The sequence below is a fragment of the Saccharopolyspora galaxeae genome (assembly GCF_016526145.1).
In the GTDB taxonomy this organism is placed as follows: domain Bacteria; phylum Actinomycetota; class Actinomycetes; order Mycobacteriales; family Pseudonocardiaceae; genus Saccharopolyspora_C; species Saccharopolyspora_C galaxeae.
On record NZ_JADDUE010000011.1, the window covers coordinates 134,201 to 157,109 of the forward strand.

At 71.3% G+C, this 22,909-nt stretch carries 21 protein-coding genes; 7 read left to right on the forward strand and 14 right to left on the reverse strand.

The window, feature by feature from the left end:
* Positions 1 to 22 precede the first annotated feature (22 nt).
* From INP57_RS23625 to INP57_RS23640, 4 genes are all read right to left on the reverse strand, one after another.
* Positions 23 to 730 (reverse strand): GntR family transcriptional regulator, encoded by a 708-nt coding sequence (locus tag INP57_RS23625; protein ID WP_307850244.1) that lies wholly within the window; start codon positions 728 to 730, stop codon positions 23 to 25.
* A gap of 19 nt (positions 731 to 749) precedes the next feature.
* On the reverse strand, positions 750 to 1,511 hold the full coding sequence (locus INP57_RS23630) for a maleate cis-trans isomerase family protein (protein ID WP_200072515.1): 762 nt from the start codon (positions 1,509 to 1,511) through the stop codon (positions 750 to 752).
* Between the two features lie 144 nt (positions 1,512 to 1,655).
* Positions 1,656 to 2,414 carry a maleate cis-trans isomerase family protein gene (locus INP57_RS23635; protein ID WP_200072516.1) on the reverse strand — a complete coding sequence of 253 codons (759 nt, stop codon included), beginning with the start codon at positions 2,412 to 2,414 and terminating at the stop codon, positions 1,656 to 1,658.
* A 13-nt stretch (positions 2,415 to 2,427) separates the two neighbouring features.
* Positions 2,428 to 2,922: a DUF3830 family protein gene (locus INP57_RS23640; RefSeq protein WP_200072517.1), complete on the reverse strand. Its 495-nt coding sequence runs from the start codon at positions 2,920 to 2,922 to the stop codon at positions 2,428 to 2,430.
* 270 nt (positions 2,923 to 3,192) lie between these two features.
* On the opposite strand from INP57_RS23640, the gene INP57_RS23645 reads away from it, so the two are divergent.
* Positions 3,193 to 4,200, forward strand: a complete 1,008-nt coding sequence (locus INP57_RS23645) for a D-2-hydroxyacid dehydrogenase (protein WP_200072518.1) — start codon at positions 3,193 to 3,195, stop codon at positions 4,198 to 4,200.
* On the forward strand, positions 4,197 to 5,633 hold the full coding sequence (locus INP57_RS23650; RefSeq protein ID WP_200072519.1) for an amidase: 1,437 nt from the start codon (positions 4,197 to 4,199) through the stop codon (positions 5,631 to 5,633). The genes INP57_RS23645 and INP57_RS23650 overlap by 4 nt, the downstream gene beginning before the upstream one ends.
* Positions 5,634 to 5,635: 2 nt before the next feature.
* Here INP57_RS23650 and INP57_RS23655 read toward each other — a convergent pair whose 3' ends face one another.
* On the reverse strand, positions 5,636 to 6,634 hold the full coding sequence (locus INP57_RS23655) for a YeiH family protein (RefSeq protein WP_200072520.1): 999 nt from the start codon (positions 6,632 to 6,634) through the stop codon (positions 5,636 to 5,638).
* A 114-nt stretch (positions 6,635 to 6,748) separates the two neighbouring features.
* Between INP57_RS23655 and INP57_RS23660 the strand changes: the two genes are divergently transcribed.
* Positions 6,749 to 7,645, forward strand: coding sequence for a LysR family transcriptional regulator (locus tag INP57_RS23660; protein WP_200072521.1), 897 nt, complete (start codon positions 6,749 to 6,751; stop codon positions 7,643 to 7,645).
* Positions 7,646 to 7,877: 232 nt separating this feature from the next.
* Here INP57_RS23660 and INP57_RS23665 read toward each other — a convergent pair whose 3' ends face one another.
* The gene (locus INP57_RS23665) at positions 7,878 to 9,314 is read right to left on the reverse strand and encodes an aldehyde dehydrogenase family protein (protein WP_200072522.1); all 1,437 of its coding nucleotides are present in this window, start codon (positions 9,312 to 9,314) and stop codon (positions 7,878 to 7,880) included.
* 190 nt (positions 9,315 to 9,504) lie between these two features.
* On the reverse strand, positions 9,505 to 10,782 hold the full coding sequence (locus INP57_RS23670; protein ID WP_200072523.1) for an MFS transporter: 1,278 nt from the start codon (positions 10,780 to 10,782) through the stop codon (positions 9,505 to 9,507).
* Positions 10,783 to 10,875: 93 nt separating this feature from the next.
* Here INP57_RS23670 and INP57_RS23675 point away from each other — a divergent pair, with 93 nt between their 5' ends.
* A complete protein-coding gene (locus INP57_RS23675; RefSeq protein ID WP_295149781.1) occupies positions 10,876 to 11,562 on the forward strand; it encodes a GntR family transcriptional regulator in 687 nt (228 codons plus the stop codon).
* Positions 11,563 to 11,838: 276 nt separating this feature from the next.
* Here INP57_RS23675 and INP57_RS23680 read toward each other — a convergent pair whose 3' ends face one another.
* The 3 genes from INP57_RS23680 to INP57_RS23690 form a co-directional block, all read right to left on the reverse strand.
* Positions 11,839 to 13,059 carry an SPFH domain-containing protein gene (locus INP57_RS23680; protein WP_200072525.1) on the reverse strand — a complete coding sequence of 407 codons (1,221 nt, stop codon included), beginning with the start codon at positions 13,057 to 13,059 and terminating at the stop codon, positions 11,839 to 11,841.
* Positions 13,060 to 13,073: 14 nt separating this feature from the next.
* On the reverse strand, positions 13,074 to 13,502 hold the full coding sequence (locus INP57_RS23685) for an NfeD family protein (protein WP_200072526.1): 429 nt from the start codon (positions 13,500 to 13,502) through the stop codon (positions 13,074 to 13,076).
* Positions 13,503 to 13,585: 83 nt separating this feature from the next.
* Entirely contained in the window at positions 13,586 to 14,395 is an 810-nt protein-coding gene (locus INP57_RS23690; RefSeq protein WP_200072618.1) for a DUF3097 domain-containing protein, read from the reverse strand.
* Between the two features lie 147 nt (positions 14,396 to 14,542).
* Between INP57_RS23690 and INP57_RS23695 the strand changes: the two genes are divergently transcribed.
* The gene (locus INP57_RS23695) at positions 14,543 to 15,316 is read left to right on the forward strand and encodes an Rv1486c family protein (RefSeq protein WP_200072619.1); all 774 of its coding nucleotides are present in this window, start codon (positions 14,543 to 14,545) and stop codon (positions 15,314 to 15,316) included.
* A 15-nt stretch (positions 15,317 to 15,331) separates the two neighbouring features.
* Here INP57_RS23695 and INP57_RS23700 read toward each other — a convergent pair whose 3' ends face one another.
* Positions 15,332 to 16,156, reverse strand: coding sequence for an oxygenase MpaB family protein (locus tag INP57_RS23700; protein ID WP_200072527.1), 825 nt, complete (start codon positions 16,154 to 16,156; stop codon positions 15,332 to 15,334).
* A 124-nt stretch (positions 16,157 to 16,280) separates the two neighbouring features.
* Between INP57_RS23700 and INP57_RS23705 the strand changes: the two genes are divergently transcribed.
* The gene (locus INP57_RS23705; protein ID WP_200072528.1) at positions 16,281 to 16,907 is read left to right on the forward strand and encodes a TetR/AcrR family transcriptional regulator; all 627 of its coding nucleotides are present in this window, start codon (positions 16,281 to 16,283) and stop codon (positions 16,905 to 16,907) included.
* A gap of 4 nt (positions 16,908 to 16,911) precedes the next feature.
* Here INP57_RS23705 and INP57_RS23710 read toward each other — a convergent pair whose 3' ends face one another.
* The 3 genes from INP57_RS23710 to fabG all read right to left on the reverse strand — a co-directional run bounded on the left by INP57_RS23710 (position 16,912) and on the right by fabG (position 19,600).
* Positions 16,912 to 17,940 carry a ferrochelatase gene (locus tag INP57_RS23710; protein ID WP_200072529.1) on the reverse strand — a complete coding sequence of 343 codons (1,029 nt, stop codon included), beginning with the start codon at positions 17,938 to 17,940 and terminating at the stop codon, positions 16,912 to 16,914.
* Positions 17,941 to 18,009: 69 nt separating this feature from the next.
* Entirely contained in the window at positions 18,010 to 18,777 is a 768-nt protein-coding gene (gene fabI / locus INP57_RS23715; RefSeq protein WP_200072530.1) for an enoyl-ACP reductase FabI, read from the reverse strand.
* 118 nt (positions 18,778 to 18,895) lie between these two features.
* The gene (fabG, locus tag INP57_RS23720; protein ID WP_200072531.1) at positions 18,896 to 19,600 is read right to left on the reverse strand and encodes a 3-oxoacyl-ACP reductase FabG; all 705 of its coding nucleotides are present in this window, start codon (positions 19,598 to 19,600) and stop codon (positions 18,896 to 18,898) included.
* Positions 19,601 to 19,928: 328 nt separating this feature from the next.
* On the opposite strand from fabG, the gene INP57_RS23725 reads away from it, so the two are divergent.
* Complete coding sequence (locus INP57_RS23725; RefSeq protein ID WP_200072532.1) at positions 19,929 to 22,817, forward strand: FAD-binding and (Fe-S)-binding domain-containing protein; 2,889 nt, start codon at positions 19,929 to 19,931, stop codon at positions 22,815 to 22,817.
* Positions 22,818 to 22,909: the final 92 nt, after the last annotated feature.

A 22,909-nucleotide genomic window follows, 5' to 3' on the forward strand; every position in this document is an offset into this window, starting at 1 on the left:
GTCGGGCCCTGGCCGCGCGGGATCAGTGCGCGGCGTCGGACAGGTGCGGGGTGTAGGCGTTGAGGCGTTCCAGCGCGTCGTTCATGTGCGCCTCCAGCCGCTGCAGCAGCAGCACCTCGTCCCCGTCCTCGATCGCGTCGACGAGCCCCTTGTGCTCGTCGACCAGGGTCTGGGCGTCGGCGGTGTACTTGTCCTGCAGCGCGGTCAGGCACATCCGCTTTTCCACCAGCAGCGTCTGCGCCATCCGCTGCAGCCGCGGGCTGCCGGACACGCGCACCAGCGTCTCGTGGAACTCCTGGTCGGCGTCGCTGAGCTCGATCGCGTCGCCGCGCCCGGCGGCCGAGACGATCCGCGCCTGCGCCGCGGTCAGCTCCGCGACCGCCTCCACCCGGTGCTTGCGGATGATCCGCTCGCAGGCCGCCCGCTCCACGGCCAGCCGCCCCAGGTAGATGTCGGCCACGTCGTCGGCGTCCAACGTCGTGACGAACAATCCCCGGTGCGGCTCGCTGTGCAGCAGACCTTCCTGCACCAAGCGCTGCATCGCCTCGCGCAGCGGGCCGCGGCTCACGCCCAGCCGCGAGGACAGCTCCGCTTCGCCCATCTGCGTGCCCGGCGGCAGCGAGCCGTACATGATCGCCGAGCGCAGCTGGTCGGCCACGATCGCGGCAGTGGATTTGCGCTGCACCGGCTCTAACTCGCCGTGCTGGTTCTGCTCGTCGACACCGAGCACCTCACATCATCTCCTCGCATCAGCTCGAAACCGGGCCGGCTCCCCACTGCTGCGCCGTCGTCCCGGACTGCCGGAACAGGGTGCCCAGGCCCTCGTGTGGTCCCTTGTCCCCGGCCAACCGCAAGACCTCCCACGCGCTGACCTGGTTGGCGGTCAGCACCGGTTTGCCGATGCGCTGCTCGAGCTCGTCCAGCCACGCCGCGGTGTGCAGCGCGGTGTCCGGCATCAGCAGCGCCTGCGCCGTCGGGTCGTCGTTGGCCGCGGCGAACTCCAGCACCTGCTCGCGGCCCAGCGTGCCCACCTCGGCGGCGGTGACGATGCCGCGGCTGGACAGCCGGGTCACCTCGACGCCGCCGTGCGCCAGGAAGTCGGCGAACCGGTCGGCCACCTCCGACGGGTAGGTCGCCGCGACCGCCACCCTGCCGAGCCCGAGCCGCGCCGCGGCGTGCACGAACGCGAACGAGGTGCTGGAGGTCGGCAAGCCGGTCACGGCCTGCAGCTTCTCGACCTGGTCGCGCGCACCGTCCCAGCCGAAGACGAAACTGCCGCTGGTGCAGGCCCAGATGACCGCGTCCACCCCGTGCGCCAGCAGCTCCCGGGCTCCGTCGGCGAGCACCTCGGACGAACCGACGTCCAGCAGCGCGTCCACCCGGTGAGCGTCCTCCCGCATCAGCGTGTGCACCAGCGGCAACCGGACCTGGTCACCGAAGATCCGCTCCAGTGCGGGGTAGTCGTCTTCGGCGCTGTATCCGGGGTAGAGAATCCCTGCGGTGATCGGCACCGGCAGCTCCCTCCTTGATTCGTCCGGTGGGGATGGCGAGCACCGTCCCCACCGAAACGGCACCGGACCTGCGGTCGATTGTCGACAATGTTACCGCACGGTCCGATGCCGCTCCCAATAGCGGAAATGCTTTCGTAACCGGTTTCAGGCCGCGGACTCGTCCAGGGCCTGCACCAGGCGCTGCTGCGGCGCGACCGCGGGCATCCCGATCGCGTGCAACGCGCCCCACATCGTGACCTGGTTGGCCGTGAGCACCGGCTTGCCCAGTTCCTGCTCCAGCGGCCCGATGATGTCGTAGGTCGGCAGGTTCGTGCAGCTGATGAACATCGCATCGGCCTCCGGGCGATCCGCCGAGCGCACGATGTCGACCACCTGGCGGTAGTTGACCTTCCAGATCTGACCGAGCAACCCCAGGCCCACGCTGGTGACCACTTCGATGTCGTGCTCGCCGAGGAAGCCCACCAGCCGCTCGGTCACGTTCTCCACGTACGGCGTGGCGATCGCGATGCGCCGCGTGCCCAGCGCGTGCAGCGCCTGCACCAGCGCACCGGAGGTGGTCACCGCGGCGGGCGCACCGGCCTCGCGCATCACCGTGACCAGGTTGCGCTCGCCGGCCGCGCCGTCGACGAAACTGCCCGAAGCGCACGCGTAGGCCACCACCTCCGGCTCCGGTGAGAGCAGGTCGCGGGTGGCCGAGTGAACCGCGGCCTCGTCGGAGATCAGCGAGGCCATCTCCACCGTCATCGGCACCGGCACGAACGCCGTGCGGGTCAGGTACAACGTGACCTCGTCCGGCACCCATCGCCACAGCTCGCGGTCCATCGCCAGGTCGAACGGGGCGACCACGCCCACACCGCGCTGCGGCGCCGGACCGGACACCGCCCCGAGGAAGTCGTCCGGCATGCGGCGGCCCGCCTCAGCCCGAGTGGCGTTCGTAGCGCAGGCGCTCGCCGACGCTGCCCGAACGCCACACGTCGTTGCACGCCTCCGCGAACGGCCCCAGGTTCTCCACGATGGCGCCGTAGACGTTGCCCGGCACCCAGCCGACATCGCCGTTGAGCAGCAGGTTGTTGCGGCCGTAGAAGATCGCCAGGTCGATCACGCCGGGCAGCTCGTCGATGTCCTTCTCCTGCTTGAACTCGCGGTCGAGCATCCCGCTGTCGAAGGAGAAGTACACCAGGTCACCAGGGATCGGCGTGACCGTCGGGTTCTCCTGGCCCGGCTCCCGCTCGGCGAAGCGCGGGACCATCGTGTAGATCTCGTTGCGCGCGTACTTCGCGTGGTGCACCGGCCCGGCCTGCGGCAACGCCTGCCACACGGCCTCGCAGGTGCGGGGTGCGTCCTTGTCCAGCAGCTCCGCGACGCAGGACACGCCACGCTTTTCCAGCGTGATCGACAGGTACCTGGGCATCGGTGAAATTCCGTTTCGGTGAGGGTGCGAGTGCATGGGTCTCCGCATGTCTCGGCTCGCGCCCACCTGACTCGGCTCACCGCCGATGGGGACCACGCCGTGCCCTGCATCGGGCCGGAGACGTGCCACCGCAGCCGGGCGCCGCCCGGCGGGGTACCTGCGGATTGTTGACAATCCTACGAGTGCTTTCTAGCGTGTCAATCCCCGGTACCGCACGGCCCGGCCTGCGACGACGCGCCGCCCACTCCCCGCCCACTCCGAAGGCAGCTCATGACCCAGCACCCGCCGACCGTCGTCGTACTGCACGGGGGCACCCCGCCCCCGGTGATGGACCGGATCGAACAGATCGCCGCGGTCCGCTACGCCACCGAACCCGAACTGCCCGCCGCCCTGCCGGGTGCCGATGTGCTGTTCGTGTGGGACTTCCGCTCCGACGCGGTCGCCGAATCCTTCGCCCGCGCCGACGCGCTGCGCTGGGTGCACGCCGCCAGTGCCGGAGTGGACCGGCTGCTGTTCCCGCAGCTGCTGGAGTCCGGGGTCGCGGTGACCAACTCCCGCGGCGTGTTCGACCAGCCGATGGCCGAATACGTGCTGGCCGCCGTGCTGTCGTTCGCCAAAGACCTGCACACCAGCGTCCGGCTGCAAGACCGCAAGCAATGGCGGCACCGCGAAACCGAACGCATCGCGGGCAAGCACGCGCTGATCGTGGGCACCGGGCCGATCGGCCGCGCCATCGCCACCCAGCTCTCCGCCGCGGGGCTGCGCGTGTCCGGAGCGGGCCGCGTGGCCCGCGACGACGACCCCGACTTCGGCACCGTGCAAGCCTCCGCCGACCTCGCCCTCGGCGACGTCGACTACCTGGTGCTGGCCGCGCCGCTGACCGAGCAGACCCACGGGCTCATCGACGCCGACGCCCTCGCCCGGTGCAAACCCACCGCGCGGCTGATCAACGTCGGCCGCGGCGAACTCGTCGTGCAACCCGACCTCGTCGAAGCGCTCGAAGCAGGCCGACTCGGTGGCGCCGCGCTCGACGTGTTCGACACCGAACCGCTGCCGCAGGACTCGCCGCTGTGGGAGATGCCGAACGTGCTGGTCTCACCGCACATGTCCGGTGACACCGCCGGCTGGACCGAGGAACTCGTGCAGCTGTTCCGGGAGAACCTGCGCAGCTACGCCGCAGGTGGCCCGCTGCGCAACGTGGTGGACAAGCAACGCGGTTATGTCAGCGGCCCCGGCGATGCCGGCGGCCAGACCAGCGGAACGGAGCGCGATCGATGACCTCGACCCCCGAAGCAGCGGCAGCAGCGACAACCGCCACCCCGGTTTCCGCGGCCGATCTGACCGCCACCGAGCTACTCGCCCGCTTCCACACCGGCGAGCTGTCCCCCGTCGAAGCGACCGAAGCCACCCTGGCCCGCATCGCCGAAGCCGACCAGGCCGTCAACGCCTTCTGCCTCGTCGACCGCGAGCGCGCGCTGCAGCAGGCCCGCGCCTCCGAAGCCCGCTGGGCACGCGGCGAACCCGACGGCGCACTCGACGGCGTGCCCACCTCGATCAAGGACATCTTCCTGACCAAGGACTGGCCCACGCTGCGCGGCTCCCGCACCGTCGAGCCCGCGCAGAGCTGGACCGTCGACGCGCCCACCGTCGCGCGGCTGCGCGAGCACAACGCGGTGTTCGTCGGCAAGACCACCACGCCCGAACTGGCCTGGAAAGGCGTCACCGACAACACCTTGAGCGGCATCACCCGCAATCCGTGGAACACCGCGCGCACGCCGGGAGGTTCCAGCGGCGGCGCGGCCGCGGCGGTCGCGCTGGGCATGGCGCCGCTGGCGATCGGCACCGACGGCGGCGGCTCGGTGCGCATCCCGGCGGCGTTCTGCGGCATCTTCACGATCAAACCCACCTACGGGCTCATCCCGCACTACCCGGCCAGCCCGTTCGGAACCCTGGCGCACGCCGGGCCGATGACCACCACCGTCACCGAGACCGCGCTGATGCTCGACGTGCTGACCGGGCCGGACAGCCGCGACTGGTCCGCGCTGGCGCAGCCGGCCGGGTCGTTCCTCGACGGGCTCGACGACGGCGTGCGGGGACTGCGGATCGCTTTCAGCCCCGATCTGGGGTTCGCCCACGCCGACCCGGAGGTGGCCGAAGCGGTCGCGCGGGCCGCCGAGGTGTTCACCGAACTCGGCGCCACCGTCGAACGTGCCGACCCCGGCTTCAGCGACCCGGTCGCCGACTTCCACGTGCTGTGGTTCGCCGGTGCGGCCAAGTCCGTCGAGCACCTCGACGAGCGGCAGCGGCAGCTGCTCGACCCCGGACTGCGGGAGATCGTCGAACAAGGGCTCACCTACTCCGCCCAGGACTACCTGGAAGCCACCAACACGCGCATGGCCCTCGGCCAGCGCATGGGCGCCTTCCACGAGACCTACGACCTGCTGCTGACCCCCACGGTCGGAATCCCGCCGTTCGAGGCCGGGCTGGAGGCACCGGCAGGTTCGGACTCGCCGCGCTGGACCGGGTGGACGCCGTTCACCTACCCGTTCAACATGACCCAGCAACCGGCTTCGAGCGTGCCGTGCGGGTTCACCTCGCACGGGCTGCCGATCGGGCTGCAGATCGTCGGCCCGCGGCACGGCGACGCCCGCGTGCTGCGCGCGTCGCGGGCGTTCGAGCAGGCCCGGCCGTGGAGCCGCCCGCGACGCTGAGCTCAGGCCGTCACCAACACCCCGGCGATGGTCACGCCGGTGATCAGTGCGGTCGAGGCCGCGCCCAGCACCAGCGCCTTCGGGCCGGTGCGCGCCAGCGCGGCCAGCCGCATCGAAGTGCCGAGCGCGAACAGCGAACCGGCCATCAACACGGTCGTGACCTGCTGCGCTCCCGCGAGCGCAGCGGCGGGCAGCAGGCCGGTGCTGCGCACCAGCATCGCGAGCAGGAATCCGGTCACGAACCACGGCAGCACCGGCGGGCGCTCGCCCGATCGGGCGCGGATTCGCCGGGTCTGGCTCAGCAACGCCACCAGCGGCGCCAGCAGCACCACCCGGCTGAGCTTGACCACCACCGCCACCGCGACCGCAGCCGTGCCCACCGGCGACGCCGCGGCCACGACCTGCGCGACCTCGTGCACGCTGCCGCCGGCGATCCGGCCGTACTCGGCCGGGGCCCACCCGAGCATCGCCGCCAGTGACGGCAACAGCGCCATCGCGGCCGCACCGAACACGGTCACCATCGCGACGCTGGTGGCAACGTCCTCGTCGTCGCGGTCCACGACTCCTTCCACAGCCATGATCGCCGAAGCGCCGCAGATCGAAAACCCGGTCGCCACCAGCACCGACAATCCGCGCGAGACCCCGAGCAGCCGACCGAACGCCACCGTTCCCACGTAGGTGACGACCACGGCCACCACCACAACGACCAAGGTCGCCGCCCCCAGGTGCAGCACTTGACCGACCGCGAGCTGCACGCCCAGCAGGACCACACCCACCCGCAGCAGAACCCGCGTAGCCCAGCGCAGACCGGGACGCACCGACGCAGGCACCGGAACGTTCCCCACCAGAACACCGAGCACCACCGCCGCGGTCAGCGGACTCACCCAGGACACCGCCGAGGCCAGCATCCAGGACAGCGCGGTCGCCGCGGCGGTCAACGCCAGCCCCGGCAGCAACTGCTGCCAGGGCCGGCCGGTTCGATCTTCTCGCGCAAGCTGCATGGGCACGAGCCTTGCGCCCGCGGCGCCCCAGCTGTAGCCGTGAGCAGGAGAGGTCGTCATAGCCGCAATGCATGACCGAGGCGAACTCGGCGCCGTGCTACCCAGGAAGGCACCATGACCGAACCCGACCTGCCGTCCTTGCGGCTGCTGGTGCTCGTCGACGAGCTCGGCAGCATCGGCGCCGCCGCCACCGAATTGCGGATCAGCCAGCCTTCCGCGAGCAAACGGCTCAGCGGCCTGGAACGCGGCCTCGGCCTGCACCTGCTGGAACGCACCAAACGAGGTGCCACCCTCACCCACGCCGGAGCCACCGTCGCCGGATGGGCCCGGCACGTGCTCACCGACGTCGACGCGCTGCTGACCGGCGTGCGGACCCTGCACGCGAAGCACGAGCAACGGCTTCGGGTCGCCGCGAGCATGACCATCGCCGACTACCTCGCACCGCGCTGGGTCGGCGAACTGCGCAACGCCTTCACCGGACTGCGCATGGAACTCGACAGCGCCAACTCCGCAGCGGTCACCGACGCCGTCCGGCACGGGCGCGCCGACCTCGGTTTCCTCGAATCACCCGAAGTGCCCGAGGGTGTTTCGGTGCGCTACCTCAGCCAGGACCGGCTGGCCGTGGTGGTTCCGACGTCGCACCCGTGGGCGCGGCTGCGGCGGCCACTGGACGCCGCGGAGCTCGCGGGCACGCCGCTGATCGTCCGGGAGACCGGCTCGGGCACCCGCGAAACGCTCGACCGCGCACTGGCGACGGCCTCGGTCACACCCGCCGAGCCGCTGCTGGAACTGCACTCGACCACCGCGGTCCGCAACAGCGTGGTGGCCGGAGCCGGGCCTGCCGTGCTCAGCATGATGGCGGTGGGCACCGACCTCGACGCGGGTCTGGTCGTGGAAGCACCGGTCACCGGGCTGGATCTGACGCGGCCGCTGCACGCGGTCTGGCAGGCCGGGCGGCGGCTCACCGGCCCCGCGGCGGCCCTGCTGTCGGTCGCGCTGCACCGGAGCTGACGAGCACCGAGATCCACTCGATCCAGTGATGCGAACTCGCGTTCGACGGCGGCATGGTGGAGTCATGCCCGCAACGATCGCCACCACCACGCATCGCGCGACCCGCCCGCAAGCCTCGCACGACAGCCCGCCGCGCCCATTCCGCGACGCCAGCAGAACCATCCGCAATGCACTTCCACGTGTCGGCGTCGGTGCGGCACGGACAGAACGGGGAATGCCCGCGACCCGGACCTCACTCGTCCACTTGGGACATCACGTGCTTGATGCGGGTGTACTCCTCCAGACCGAAACGGCCGAAATCGCGCGCCGACGCGGAATGCTTGAACCCGCTGTGCGGCATCTCGGCGACCAGCGGCCGGTGCGCGTTGATCCACACCGTGCCCGCCTGCAACGCCTGCGACATCCGCATCGCCCGCGCGTGCTCCCGCGTCCAGACGCTGGCGACCAGCCCGTAGCGCACTCCGTTGGCCAACGCCACCGCCTCGGCCTCATCGGTGAAGCGCTGCACCGTCAGCAGCGGGCCCAGCACCTCGTGCTGCACCAGCTCGTCCTCCTGCTGCATCCCGGCCACGACGGTGGCCTCGTGGAAGTAGCCGCGACCGCCCTTGCGCCTGCCGCCTGCGACCACCCGGGCGTGCTCCGGCAACCGCTCGACGTGCTCGGCGACCAGGTCCAGCTGTCCGGAACTGTTCAGCGGGCCGAACGCGGCATCGAGGTCCTGCGGCGGCCCCGGGCGCAACGCGGCCGCCTGCTCCGCGAGCGCGGCCACCAGCTCGTCGTGCACACCAGGCCCGGCCAGCACCCGGCTCGCAGCGGTGCAGCTCTGCCCCGCGTCGCCGAACGCGGCCCGCGCAATGCCCCGCGCCGCGCGCTCGACATCGGCATCGTCGAACACCACCGCCGGGGCCTTGCCGCCCAGCTGCAGGTGCGCGCGCTTGAGATCGGCGGCCGCGGAGGCCGCGACCTCCATGCCGGAGCGGACCGTGCCGGTGATCGAGAACATCCCCGGCGCCTCGTGGGCCACCATCGCCCGGCCGCTGTCGCGGTCGCCGCAGATCAGGTTCAACACGCCGGGCGGCAGCACCTCCCCGGCAATCCCGGCCAGCAGCGACGCGCTGACCGGCGTGGTCTCGGCGGGCTTGAGCACCACCGTGTTACCCGCAGCAAGCGCGGGAGCGATCCGCGCCACCGCCAGCAGCAACGGGTGCGTCCACGACGTGACCTGCGCGCACACCCCGATCGGCTCGCGCCTGGCGAACGAGGTGTGCCCGGGCTCGTACTCCCCGGCCGCACCGGCCTCCTGAACCCGCGCGGCCGCCGCGTAGAACCGCAGCAGGTCGATCGCCTGCGGCAACTCCTGCTCGCGGACCACCGCCCACGGTTTGCCGGTGTTGCGGCACTCGGCCACCACCAGTTCCTCGGACCGCTCCTCGAGGGCCTCCGCGATCCGCAGCAACATCCGCTGCCGCTGCCCGGGCGTGGTCTGCGTCCAGCTCCGCGCGGCCGCGCCAGCGGTGCGCATCACCTCGTCGACGTCGGTCCAGCGGGTCAACGGGGAAGTGCCGTACTCCTCCCCCGAGCTCGGATCGACCAGCGGCAACGTCGCACCCGAAACCGTGCCGACGCGCTCCCCGCCGACGAAGTTCTGCAGTTCCAGCGTCGTGGTCACGAAACCTCCCCCTGGGCGACGATGCCGGCCGATCCAGCGACCCTATCCGGCACCGGCGGCCCCAGGGGTGTCAGTGCCCGCCTCGGGACCTACGAACGGCTCTGGTGCCGGCTTTGCAAGCGGTGTCAGCCGCTTCCGCCGCAACCCGGCGAGCGGCCGCCTACGCAGAACGAGCTCAGAGACAGCGCGTTCAACGCCCGGAGATCGCGCCGAACCGCCCGCGGTACACCCACTGCCCGGCAGCGCCCAACAGCAACAACACCAGCACCGGCACGAACGCCCAGCGGTACGCCGTCGCAGCAGGCGATCCGACCGCCTCCAGCACCCAGCCGACCACCAGCTGGGTCAGCACCGCGGCCAGGAAACCGCCCATGTTCACCACGCCGGAGGCAGCGCCCGAACGATGCGCGGCGTTGGCCGATCCCGCGCCGTCGAAGGCGAGCATCGCCCCACCACCGCAGAAGCCCATCACGGCCAGCACGCACACCAACACCGGCAGCGGCAGCGCACCGGGCCACCCGATCACCAGCGCCCAGGCGACTGCCACCAACAGCGACACCGCCAGCGTGTACCGCTCACGGCGCTGATCACGACCGGCCACCCACTGCCCTGCCACCAGCGAGCCGACGATGAACCCGACCGCACACAGCAACAGCAGACGTCCGGCCGCACCGCCGGAAAAGCCCTGCGCCGAGGTCAGCCACGGCGCACCCCACAACGTGGTCACCGTCAAGAACTGGCCCATGAGCACGAAGTGCGCGAAGAACGAGTTCCGCGTGCCGCGCTGGGCCACGACCGCGCGCAACGTGCCTGCGATCCGCTCGTGCCTGGCGGCGTCCTCCTCGACCAGGCCACGCGGCCGATCCCGGATAACCGCGACCGCCACCACCGCCAGCACCGCGGTCAAACCCGCAGCACCGAGGAACGTCGTCAGCCAACCCAGCCCGTGCAACGCCGAAGTCAGCGGGACTGTGGAGACCACCTGGCCGAGCCCGCCGATCAACCCGGTCAGCGCCGCGATCCGCCCGTAGCGGTTGGCCGGGAACCACTGCGCGGCCAACCGCAGCACGTTGGTGAACATGAACGCGTCGCCGATGCCGATGAGCACCCGGCCGGCGATCCCGCCGACGATCGAGCCGCTGATCGCGAAGACGGCGGACCCGACCGCGAGCGCGACCACCCCGCCGGTGATCACTCGACGCGGCCCGAGACGGTCGGCAAGCAGACCCGACGGCACCTGCAGCACCAGGTACACCCCGAGCTGCAGCGCGGTGAACAGTGCCAGCACCGCAGGACCCGCGGAGAAGCGCACCAGCGCGTCCGGTGCGGCCACCCCCAGGCTCGCCCGGTGGAACAACGCCACGAAGTAGCACGCAGCGCCCACGCCCCACACCAGCCATGCGCCACGCGGCGCCGTGGCTGGTGCGGCTGAGCGCTCGGTTCGGTCTTCGACCACCTCGGCCGTCACTGGTAACGCACCTCCCCAAATCTCGTATGCATGTTAGATACAAGTTGGGATCAGTACGATGTCCTCGTGTCGAGCGCAACACCACAGGAGCCCGTGCCCCATACCACCCAGGCCGCAGCGGGCGCCGCGGAAACACCGGCCGCCGATCGCGCCTACCAGCACGTCAAAGCCGGTCTGCTCGACGGCTCCTATCCGGACGGGCATCTGCTGTCCGAAGGCGAAGTGGCCACCGCGCTGACGATGTCGCGCACACCCGTGCGCGAGGCGTTCCTGCGCTTGCAGACCGAGGGGTTCCTGCGGTTGTATCCGAAGCGCGGCGCGCTGGTGGTGCCGGTGACCCCGACCGAAGCACGTGCACTCCTGGAAGCCCGGCTGGCCATGGAGACCTTCGCGATCGACAAGCTCGCCGCACAGGGTCTCGACGCGATGGCCACGGTCGGCCGCGAACTCACCACGCACCCGGCCTGCGACGCCCGCGGGCTCAGCGATGCCGAGATGCACGAGGCGGACCGCGACTTCCACGCCCTGCTGGTCGCCGCTGCGGCGAACCCGGTGGTCGACGACCTCTACAACGCGCTGCGCGACCGGCAGCTGCGGATCACCGCCACCGCCCGCACCCAGGACCGGCGTCCGCTGATCACGCACCAGCACAGCGGGGTCGCCGAGGCGATCAGGGACGGCGACGCCGAGACCGCGAAGACCCGGCTGCGCGAGCACCTGCTGGACGTCGTGCGCGTCCTCGGCGTGGCGGGCGGACCCATGCTCGAACCGCCGCAGTGACCCGACAGCACTGATCGGCCCACCTCCGCCCCTTCCCGAGGGCCTTTAGGCGGACTCCAGCAGGTCGCGTTGGTCTGCAGCGGTTTGTCTGGACCAGGTGGCCGAGGTGAGCTGATTGTTGGCGTTAATTTCGGCGTACACTGAAACGTCTATATGTTTCGACTTGGAAAGTGCAAAGCGTGGGGGCGGTGCGCGAACGAGCACCGCCCCCACGAGATCTGCTCAGCCGCTCACCGCACCTCGATCACCGATGCGCACCGAGCCCGGAGACGCCGGTCAGGCGGGTGGATTGCCGCCCGCGGGCGGCTCGTCGAGACCACCGGGCCTGCCCAGCGCCCGCGCGGCCTCCGGACCGGACAACGCGCCGCCCTGCCCGGTGTTGCCCGGCGCCGAGGCGCTGGGCACCTCCTTGCGGGCCACTTCCTCGGCCGCCCGGACCGCTTCGGCGACCTCCGGATTCGTGGAGGTGTCGAACCAGCCGGCCACCGACTCCTCCTCGTCCTCCGGAGCGCCTGCGGGCGGTTCCTCGGCCGGCGGCTCGTAGCGGAAGGTACCGTCCTCGCCGGGCGCGCCGAGCATCCGCGCGAAGCCCTCCAGCGACTTGTTGAAGTCGCTGGGCACCACCCACACCTTGTTCGCGTCGCCCTGCGCCATCTGCGGCAGGGTCTGCAGGTACTGGTAAGCCAGCAGTTCCGGAGTGGGCTTGCCGCGCTTGACCGCGGCGAAGACCTTCTCGATCGACTTCGCCTGGCCCTGGGCCTGCAGGTAGCGACCCGCCCGATCGCCCTGCGCACGCAGGATGCTGGACTGCCGCTCCCCCTCGGCATCGAGGATGGACGCCTGCTTGGCGCCCTCGGCGGCCAGGATCTGGGACTGCTTCTGGCCTTCGGCGGTCTTGATCGCCGACTCCCGCTCGCCTTCGGCGTTGAGGATCATCGCGCGCTTCTCCCGGTCGGCGCGCATCTGCTTCTCCATCGAGTCCTTGATCGACGGCGGCGGGTCGATCGCCTTGAGCTCCACCCGCGCGACCCGGATGCCCCAGCGCCCGGTCTCCTCGTCGAGCACCCCGCGCAGCTGGGTGTTGATCTGGTCGCGGGAGGTCAGCGTCTCCTCCAGGCTCATCCCGCCGACGACGTTGCGCAGCGTCGTGGTGGTCAGCTGCTCCACGCCGACGATGTAGTTGGAGATCTCGTAGACCGCCGCGCGCGAATCGGTGACCTGGAAGTAGACGACGGTGTCGATGGACACCGTCAGGTTGTCCTGGGTGATCACCGGCTGCGGCGGGAACGACACCACCTGCTCGCGCAGATCGATCCGGGCCCGCACCCGGTCCAGGAACGGCATCAGGAAGTTCAGCCCCGGCGCGGCCACGGTCCGGAACCGGCCGAGCCGCTCGACCACCGACGCCTGCGCCTGCGGCACCACCAGCACCGACTTCACCAGCACCACGATGACCAGCAGTACGACGACCACCAGCACGATCAATCCAGGACCCACCTGAATCCTCCAGCTCAAGGTTGTGCCGAAACCACCGCGGTGGCCCCGGAGATCTCCACGACCAGCACCGTCGCGCCGGTCTGCAGCACCTGCTCGTCTTCGGCCGTGCGGGCCGACCACACGGCGCCGTCGATGCGCACCCGGCCGCCCTGGTGATCGACCGGTTCGAGCACGGTGGCGCGTTTGCCGACCAATGCCTCGACGTTCGTCTTCAGCTCCTGCTCGACCTGGAAGCGGCGCTTCAGCGCCGGTCGCACACCGGCGACCAGTCCGGCCGACAGCGCGGCGAACACCAGCGCGTCGACCCACAGCGGAGCTCCCAGCGCCGCGGCGCCCGCCGTCCCCAGCGCGGCCGCGCCCAGCATCGCCAGGACGAAGTCCCCGGACAGCACTTCCGCGGCGATCAGCAGAAATCCGACGATCAGCCACAGCACCGGGACCATGCGTTCATGGTGGCAGAACCGGACCGCCCTGGTGGCAGGATTACTCCGAAGTGATCAACGCGTGATCCGCCGCGTCGCGGCCCTCAGTCGGTGGTGACGAAGTCGATCAGCCGTTCCACCGCGCCCAGCAGCGGCGCCTGCAGGTCCCGGAATCCGGAGACACCGGAGAGCACCCGGCGCCAGCCTTCGGCGGGTTCGCCCCAGCCGAGCGCGTCGCACACGCCCTGCTTCCAGTCCTGCCCGCGCGGCACCTGCGGCCACTGCGCGATGCCGAGCGCGGCGGGCTGCACCGCCTCCCACACGTCCACGTACGGATGGCCGGTGATCAGCACGTTCGGGTCGGTGATGCCTTCGACGAGGCGGGATTCCTTGCTGCCCGGGACCAGGTGGTCCACCAGCACCCCGACCCGCCTGCCCGCGGCGGGCTCGAACTCGGCCAGCAGCCCGGGCAGATCGTCGACGCCGTGCAGCGGTTCGACCACCACGCCCTCGACTCGCAGGTCGTGGCCCCATACCCGTTCGACCAGCTCCGCGTCGTGCAGCCCTTCCACCCAGATCCGGCTGCCGCGGGCCTGCCGGGCGCGCAGGCCTTCGACCCGCCTGGACCCGGAGGCCGAGCGAGCCGGTGCGGCCTCGGCGGGCCCGGAAGGGGCCGGTACGAGCGTGGCGGGTTTGCCTTCGTGCAGGAAAGCGGCCGGGCGCATCGGGAAGACCCGGCGAGCGCCGTGCCGGTCCTCCAGCAGCACCTCGCGCTTGTCGGCCCGGATGACCGCGCCGCAGAACCCGCTGGCCGGGTCCTCGACCACGAGGCCGGGTTCGGCGGGAATCTGCGGGACTTCGCGCCGCTTCCGCCCGCCGGCGAGCACATCCTTGCCGTAATTGACCGAACGCACGACGATCACCGTACTGATCGGGTCCTGCGAGGTGCTGCGGACTCGCCCGGGAATGTCGGCGACGCGGCCCACATTCGCCTCCCCCGGGCCGCACGAGAACCCGCGCGGTCTCGTATCTTGAATACCGTGCCATGCCCAAGCGCAACGATGGTCGTCTGGACTTCCGCCTGGCTGCACGGTGCGGCCGCCTCGGACGACGTGCTCGACGCCTTGCAGATCTGGGGCGAGTCGCAGGAAGTGCGCGCCGCCGACGACGAGCTGGCCGCGCAGCTGGAACTGCCCGGCCCGCAGGACGTCCCGGCAGGCCCGGCGATGCTGCTCGCGGCGTTGCGCAGAGCGGGCGCGGCAGGCGGCGAACTGGCGCTGCCGGTCTCCGGTGACGTGCGCGGCCTGGGCGGGGCGAGCGCGTTCGCGAAGCAGGCGTTACGGCGCGGGGAAGCCGCGGTGCTGCCGGACGTCGGGCTCGGGCTGGTCCCGGAGACGATCGCGGAAGGAATTCTGCGCTGGAGCGTGCACTCGACCGGCGAGCTGCCCCCGGCCGAGCACCTGCCGATCGGCGAGGCCGAGCACGGCATGTCCTCGGCGATGCGCGAGGCCGCCAGCACGCTGGTCGACCTGGACATCGCCAAGCACCGTCCCGGCGTGCGCGAGGAGATCGCCGAGACCGTAGCCGACCGCCCGAGCCCGCCCTGGCCGCAGACCGTCCCGCAACGCCCGCTGCGGATCCTGCAGCGGGCGTCCGAGGTCGAGGCGATCCTGTGGGTGGCCACCGACGACGCGCCCGGCGGAGCGTTGTCGGCATCGGCGACGCGCGCCCGGACCGAGGCGCTCAAGCCGCTGTTCGATTCGGTGCGGGCTGCGCGCCGCGCGTCGGTGGCCGAGATGGTGCGGGTCGTGGCCGAGAGCGCGGACAAGCACTGAGACCACCTCCCCGGATCACACCAGGGGTTTTCCGGCCTTGATCCGCCGACGCACGTCCCACAGGTAGTAGTTGAACGGGAACTTCCGCAGCACCGGCGGCAGCCTGCGCACCACCGCGCCGAGGCGGCGCATCATCCGCTCGAAGCGGCGCTGATCGCGGTCGGTCCACGGCAGCCGCATCTCCTCCCGGAACCGCGGCGGCAGGAAACCGGTGGTGATGAACTTGTTGAACCCGCCCAGCGGCAGGCTCACCCAGCGCGGCATGAACCCGAGCACCGCGATCTGGTGCAGGTACGCGCGCACGGTGTCGTCGACGTGCACCTGGTCCAAGGCGTCGTTCCAGTACTCCTCGAACGCCTTCCGGTTCGGCGGCCACATGTCCTCGGTGACTTGCAGCGTGGTGCCCAGCGTGATGGCGCGCCGGTAGAGCTCGTCGATCTCGTCGTCGGCGAGCTCGCCGATGAGCAGGTTGTAGGTGTCCTCCACGCCCCGGTACAGGCAGGCCGCGACCCACAGCTGCAGGTTCTTGTCGAAGGCGTTGTAGCTCACCGGGCTGTCCGGGCCGGAGCGCACCTGCGCGTGCGAGCGGTTCGTCGCGCGGCGGAACTGCTTGCGTTCCTCGTCGGTGCCCATGGTGGCGACGGCGAGGTAGGTCAGCGTGGTGCGGGTGCGCTTGACCGGGTGCTTGAAGATGTTGCCGCTTTCGACCTTGCTCTCCACCACGCCGTAGCCGACACCGGGACGGGCGAGCTGCATGATCACGTTCGCGCCGCCTGCGAGCAGCCCGGCGCCGAGGATCAGTTCGTCCTCGCGCGCCCGGGATTCGACGGGAGCTGTCATCGGTCCCTCCTTGACGACCGGGCGGCAAACTCTGCTAACGCCCGTTAGCAGATATGGAAGCGATCTCCCGCCGCGCTGTCAAGGGTTGCGCCGCCGCTGCGCCCGCGATGCCAAGATGGCGGGCATGAACCCCTCTCCCCTGCGGGTCTACGGCGGCGTCGAAGGCGACCACCGCAAGGCCGAGCGCCGCGGGCAGATCATGGCCGCCGGCCTGGAGCTGCTCGGCACGCCAGGAGCCGAGGGCGCGCTGACCGTGCGCGGCGTGTGCAAGCAAGCCGGACTGGCCGCGCGCTACTTCTACGAGAGCTTCAGCGACCGCGACGCGCTGGCCGAGGCCGTCTACGACCAGGTCATCCGCGACCTGGCGGACAGCGCGCTGGAAGCCGTCGCAGCGGCACCGGTGGACGCGCGGGCCAAAACGCACGCCGGGTTGAGCACCATCGTGCGCACCATCGCCGACGACCCCCGCCGCGGCAGGCTGCTGTTCGACACCACGACCAGCACCACGCTCGCCCAGCGGCGCAAGAACTCCACCGCGCTGTTCGCCGGCCTGCTCGGCGGGCAGGCGAAGGACTTCTACGGGCTGGCCGACAGCCCCGACCTGGAACTGTCCACGCAGTTCGTCGTCGGCGGACTAGCGCAGACGCTGACGACGTGGCTGGACGGCACCCTGGCGATGAGCCGCGAGGAACTCGTCGAGCACTGCACGGAGATCTTCCTCGCCCTGGGAACGCGCTCCCAGCAGCCGTGAACGCTCAGGCCGACTCCGGCACGCAGCAGCCCGGCGCGCACGTTTCGCCGTTGACACCGCAACCCGCGGCGGGCATCAGCGACAGCTTGCGCGGGCGCACCTCGTCGGTGTGCTCGGCCAGCAGCTCCACGATCATCTTCGCGAACCGCGGATCGTCGCCGGCCGTAGCAGCGCGGCGGAAACCCATGCCCAGCTCGGCAGCCTTCTCCGCGGCCTCGTTGTCGAGATCCCAGACCACTTCGAGGTGGTCGGAGACGAATCCGATGGGGCTGAGCACCACCGAGCCGACGCCCTTGCCGTGCAACTCCTCGATGTGATCGACCACGTCCGGCTCCAGCCACGGCACCTGCGGCGGCCCCGACCGCGACTGCCACACCACGTCGTAGGCGTCCACCTCCGCGGCCTCGGCGACCAGCCGGGCGGCCTCGTGCACCTGCCGCGAGTACCACTCCGGGCGCCCGTCCGGGCCGGGCGCGTGATCGGCGCGCAGCGGGATCGAGTGCGCGGTGAACACCAGCCGCGCGTCCGGGTCGGCCAGCTCGGCCAGCGCCCGGCGGACCGCGTCGGCGTTGGCCTCGATGAACAGCGGGTGGTCGAAGAACTGCCGAATCTTGACCAGATCGGGTGCGCGCTGGCCGACCGACTCGCGGGCCCGCGCGATGTCCTCGTGGTACTGCTTGCAGCCCGAGTACCCGCCCCACGCCGAGGTCGCGAACACCAGCGCTCTGCGCACTCCGTCGTCGGCCAGCTGCGCGACGGTGTCCTCGATCATCGGATGCCAGTTGCGGTTGCCCCAGTAGATCGGCACGTCCCGGCCCTCGGCGCGCAGCTCGTCCTGCAGCGCGGCCATCATCTCGCGGTTGAGCCGGTTGATCGGCGAGACCCCGCCGAAGTGGTGGTAGTGCTCGGCGACCTCGTCGAGCCGTTCCGGCGGCACTCCCCTGCCTCTGGTGACGTTCTCGAGGAACGGGCGGACCTCTTCCGGGCCCTCCGGCCCGCCGAACGACAGGAACAGCAGCGCATCAAAGCTCACCCGACCATGATGGCGCGGCGCCGGAACGCGCGCGCACGCGGGTGGGGCGTGCGCGCGCGTGGCACCGGCTCAGCCGCCGAGAGCGTGGTAACCACCGTCGGCCATGATCATCGAGCCGGTGGTGGTCGGCAGCCAGTCCGACAGCGCCGCGCAGATCGTGCGCGCGACCGGCTCCGGGTCCGTCATGTCCCAGCCCAGCGGAGCGCGCTCGCCCCACTTGTCCTCCAGCGTGGCGAAGTCCGGAATGGACTTGGCCGCCATCGTGCGCACCGGCCCGGCCGAAACCAGGTTCACCCGCACCCCGCGCGGACCGACCTCGCGGGCCAGGTAGCGGTTGGTCGACTCCAGCGCCGCCTTGGCCACGCCCATCCAGTCGTAGCCGGGCCACGCCACGCGCGCGTCGAAGTCCATGCCCACGATCCCGGAGCCCGCGGTCAGCAGCGGCAGCGTCGCGGTGGTCAGCGACTTCAGCGAGTACGCCGAGATCTGCACACCGGTGGCGACGTCCTCCCACGGCGCCTCCAGGAAATCCCCGCCCAGGCAGGACGGCGGCGCGTAGGCGATCGAGTGCAGCACCCCGTCCAACGCGGGCAGGTGCTCGCGCACCCGCTCGGCCAGGGTGTCGAGGTGTTCGGCGTTGGTGACGTCGAGCTCCAGCACCGGGGCGGGCTTCGGCAGCCTGCCCGCGATGCGCTCGACCAGGCTCAACCGGCCGAAACCGGTCAGCACCACCTCGGCGCCCTGTTCCTGGGCGGTCTTGGCGGCGTGGAACGCGATCGACGCGTCGGTGATCACGCCGGTGATCAGGATCCGCTTGCCTTCGAGCAATCCGCTCACGTGCTTCCTCCGCGATGATTGTGGCCCGCTGGCGCGGGCGGTGAAGGTTGTGGCCCGCTGGCGCGGGGTGGGAACCGGCCGCCGAGCCCCGGGCGCGGCGGCAAGAATCCGCCGTTGGTCAGTGCCCCATCCCGGCACCGCCGTCGACCGGGATGACCGCGCCGGTCACGTAGGCCGCGGACTCCGAAGCCAGCCAGGTCACCGCACCGGCGACCTCCTCCGGGGCGGCGAACCGGGCCAGCGGGATCTGGGCGAAGATCTCCTTCTTGCGCTCCTCGGAGAGCTCGTCGGTCATGTCGGTGGTCACGAACCCGGGAGCGACCACGTTCGCGGTGATCGAGCGCGAACCGAGCTCGCGCGCCACCGACCGCGCCAGGCCCACCAGGCCCGCTTTGCTCGCCGCGTAGTTCGCCTGCCCGGCGCCACCGGACAGGCCCACCACCGAGGACACGAAGATCATCCGGCCGCGGCGCAGCCGCAACATGCTGCTCGCCGCCCGCTTGGCCACCCGGTACGAGCCGGCGAGGTTCGCGTCGAGCACCCGCCCGAACTGGTCCTCGCCCATCCGCAGCAGCAGCCCGTCGTCGGTGATCCCGGCGTTGGAAACCAGCACCTCGACCTTGCCCTGGGCCTGCTCGACCTCGTCGAAGGCCGCCGCGACCTGCTCGGCGTCGGTGACGTCGCACTGCACCCCGCGCAGCCCCTCCGGCGCACCCGATCCGCGGTGGGTGACCGCCACCTCGTCACCCGCGGCCTGGAACGCACGGGCGATCGCCAGCCCGATGCCGCGGTTGCCTCCGGTCACCAGTACGGACCGTCCCACTGTGGATCTCCTCCCGAAAAGCCTCGCCCGGCGGGCGCCGCGGCCCGCCTCAACGGCCGCGACATTATCGGTTCACCACCGGCGCCCCTCCATCCACTCCGCACAGAAGACGGAACGTCTCCTCGTGCCGCGCCGACAATGGACACCGCGCGCAGCGCCGCCGATGACACCGCGCGCAGCGCTGCCGGACGGACACCGCGCGGGACGCTGCCCATAGCCACCGCGCGCCGCGCGGCCCAGCGGACACTGCACGCCGCAGCGAACACCTACGGTGCGTGGGAGACATCCCGAACCCGCGTTCCCACCGAGCCGGCCAGGAGCACCCGCGATGACCGCCACCCCGGACAGGGCGACCGCCCAGCCCACCACCACTCACCTTCCGCAGGACTTCGCCGCCGAACTGCGCGGCGCGCTCGACGGGCAGGCACGGTTCGACCCCGGAACCCGCGCGCTGTACTCCACCGACGCCTCCAACTACCGGCGCGTGCCGGTCGGCGTGGTCTACCCGCGCCACGCCGACGACGTCGCCGCCACGGTCGCGCTCGCCCGCGAGCACGGCGTGCCGATCACCGGCCGCGGTGCGGGCACCAGCATCGCGGGCAACGCCTGCGGCTCCGGCCTGGTGCTGGACTTCGCCCGGCACATGAACCGGATCTCCGAGATCGACCCGCAGGCCCGCACCGCCACGGTCGAACCCGGCGTCGTGCTCGACACCCTGCAGGCTGCGGCGAAACCGCACGGGCTGGCGTTCGGCCCGGACCCGTCGACGCACAGCCGCTGCACGCTCGGCGGGATGATCGGCAACAACTCCTGCGGCACGCACTCGGTCGCCTGGGGCAAGACCGTCGACAACGTGCGGTCGCTGGACGTGCTGCTCTCCGACGGGACGCGGCTGCAAGTCGGCCCTACCGCACCGGCCGAACTGGACGCGCTCTGCGCTCGCGGCGACCGCGTCGGGCGGCTCTACCAGCAGCTGCGGAACCTGCGCGACGAAACCGGTGAGCTGGTGCGCGGCTCGTTCCCGGACCTGACCCGCCGGGTCTCCGGTTACAACCTGGACCAGCTGCTGCCGGAGAACGGTTTCCACCTCGCCCGCGCGCTGGTCGGCACCGAAGGCTCCTGCGCCACGGTGCTCGGCGCGACCGTCGACCTCGCCGAAACTCCCGCGGTGCGCACGATGATCGTGCTCGGGTTCGACGACAGCTACGCCGCGGCCGACCAGGTGACCCGGCTGCGCGGGCTGGGCGCGCTGGCGATCGAAGGGCTCAGCGCCGAGCTGGTCGACGTGGTCCGCGCCCGCAACCCGGAATCCCCCGCGCTGCGGCTGCTGCCGGGCGGGCGAAGCTGGCTGCTGGTCGAAGTCGGCGGCGCCGAGCCCGGCGAAGCCGAAGCCGCCGCCGAGAAGGTGCGCAGCGCCATGGGCTCGCGGGCCGAGTCGGTCGTGCACACCGACCCGGCCCGGATGGGCGCGCTGTGGAAGATCCGCGAGGAGGGCTCGGGCTATTCCACCCGCATGTCCGACGGGTCCGAACGCTGGTCGGGCTGGGAGGACGCCGCCGTGCCGCCCGAACACCTCGGCAGCTACCTGCGCGAGTTCGACCAGCTGCTGGAGCGCCACGGGCGCAAGGGCGTGACCTACGGCCACTACGGCGACGGCTGCATCCACGTGCGCATCGACTTCGATCTGCTCACCGGCGGCGGTGCGCAGAACTACCGGGAGTTCATGGAGGCCGCCGCTGACCTCGTCGTCTCCCACGGCGGCTCGGTCTCCGGCGAACACGGCGACGGGCAGGCCCGCTCCGAGTTGCTGGCGCGGATGTACCCGGCGGAGGTGATCAGCGCGTTCGAGCGGTTCAAGTTCGCCTTCGACCCCGACGACCTGCTCAACCCGGGCCAAATCGTGCGGCCCCGGCCGCTGGACTCCGACCTGCGGCTGCTGGTCGCGCCGCCGAACATCCCCACCCGCACCACGCTGGCGCTGCACGCCGACGACGGCGACCTCGCCCCGGCGTCGCGGCGCTGCGTCGGCATGGGCAAATGCCTCAACACCACAGGTGGGGTGATGTGCCCGAGCTACCGGGCCACCAAGGAGGAGAAGCACTCCACCCGCGGGCGCGCGCACCTGCTGTTCGAGATGCTCAACGGCTCGCTGATCAAAGGCGGCTGGCGCTCCGAAGAAGTGCACGACGCACTCGACCTGTGCCTGTCCTGCAAGGGCTGCAAGACCGACTGCCCCGTCGGCGTCGACATGGCCACCTACAAGGCCGAGTTCCTGCACCAGCACTACCGCGGGCGCGTGCGCCCGGCCGCGCACTACTCGATGGGTTTCCTGCCGCTGTGGCTCGCGCTCGGCCAGTACGCGCCCGGCGCGGCCAACCGCGTCCTCAGTGGACCGATCGCGTCGCTGATCAAGCGGATCGGCGGCATCGCGGCCGAACGCGACATGCCCGCACTGGCCGGGCGCACCCTGCGCTCGTGGTGGCGGCAACGCGAACACCGGCCCGCGGGCGGTGACCGGGTCGTGCTGTTCCCCGACACCTTCACCAACCACTTCGACCCGCACATCGGCCGGGATGCGGTGCTGGCGCTGGAAAAACTCGGATCGTCCGTGGAAATCCCGCGCTCGCAAGTCTGCTGTGGACTGACGTGGGCATCCACCGGCCAGCTCGACATCGCCCGCCGCGTGGTGCGCCGCACCGCGCGGCTGCTGCGCCCGCAGGTCCGCTCCGGCCTGCCGGTCGTCGGCCTCGAACCCAGCTGCACCGCATTCCTGCGCAACGACGCGCTCGAACTCGCACCAGAGGATCCGGACGTGCGGGCGCTGGCGGAAGCCACCGAAACCTTCGCCGAGCACGTCGAACCCACGCGGTCGCGGTGGGAACGTTCCGGTGACGGCAAAGCACTGGTGCAGCAGCACTGCCACCAGTACTCCGAACTCGGCTTCGACGCCGACCGCTCGGCGCTGGCCGCCACCGGCACCGATGCGCAGGTGCTCGACGCCGGCTGCTGCGGGCTCGCGGGCAACTTCGGCTTCGAGCGCGGGCACTACGACGTGTCGATGGCTTGCGCCGAACAAGCACTGCTGCCCGCCGTGCGGCAGGCCGAACCGGGGACCGAGGTCGTCGCCGACGGGTTCAGCTGCCGCCTGCAGATCCGCCAAGCCACCGAAACCGAACCGGTCCACCTGGCGACCCTGGTCCGCCGAGCGCTCGACTGACCCGGGATCTCGCGGCTCGGGTGGCCGTTCCAGCGCCACCCGAGCCGGATCGTCGCCTCCGACGGCGAAAACGTCGGCTGATCTCCGCACCC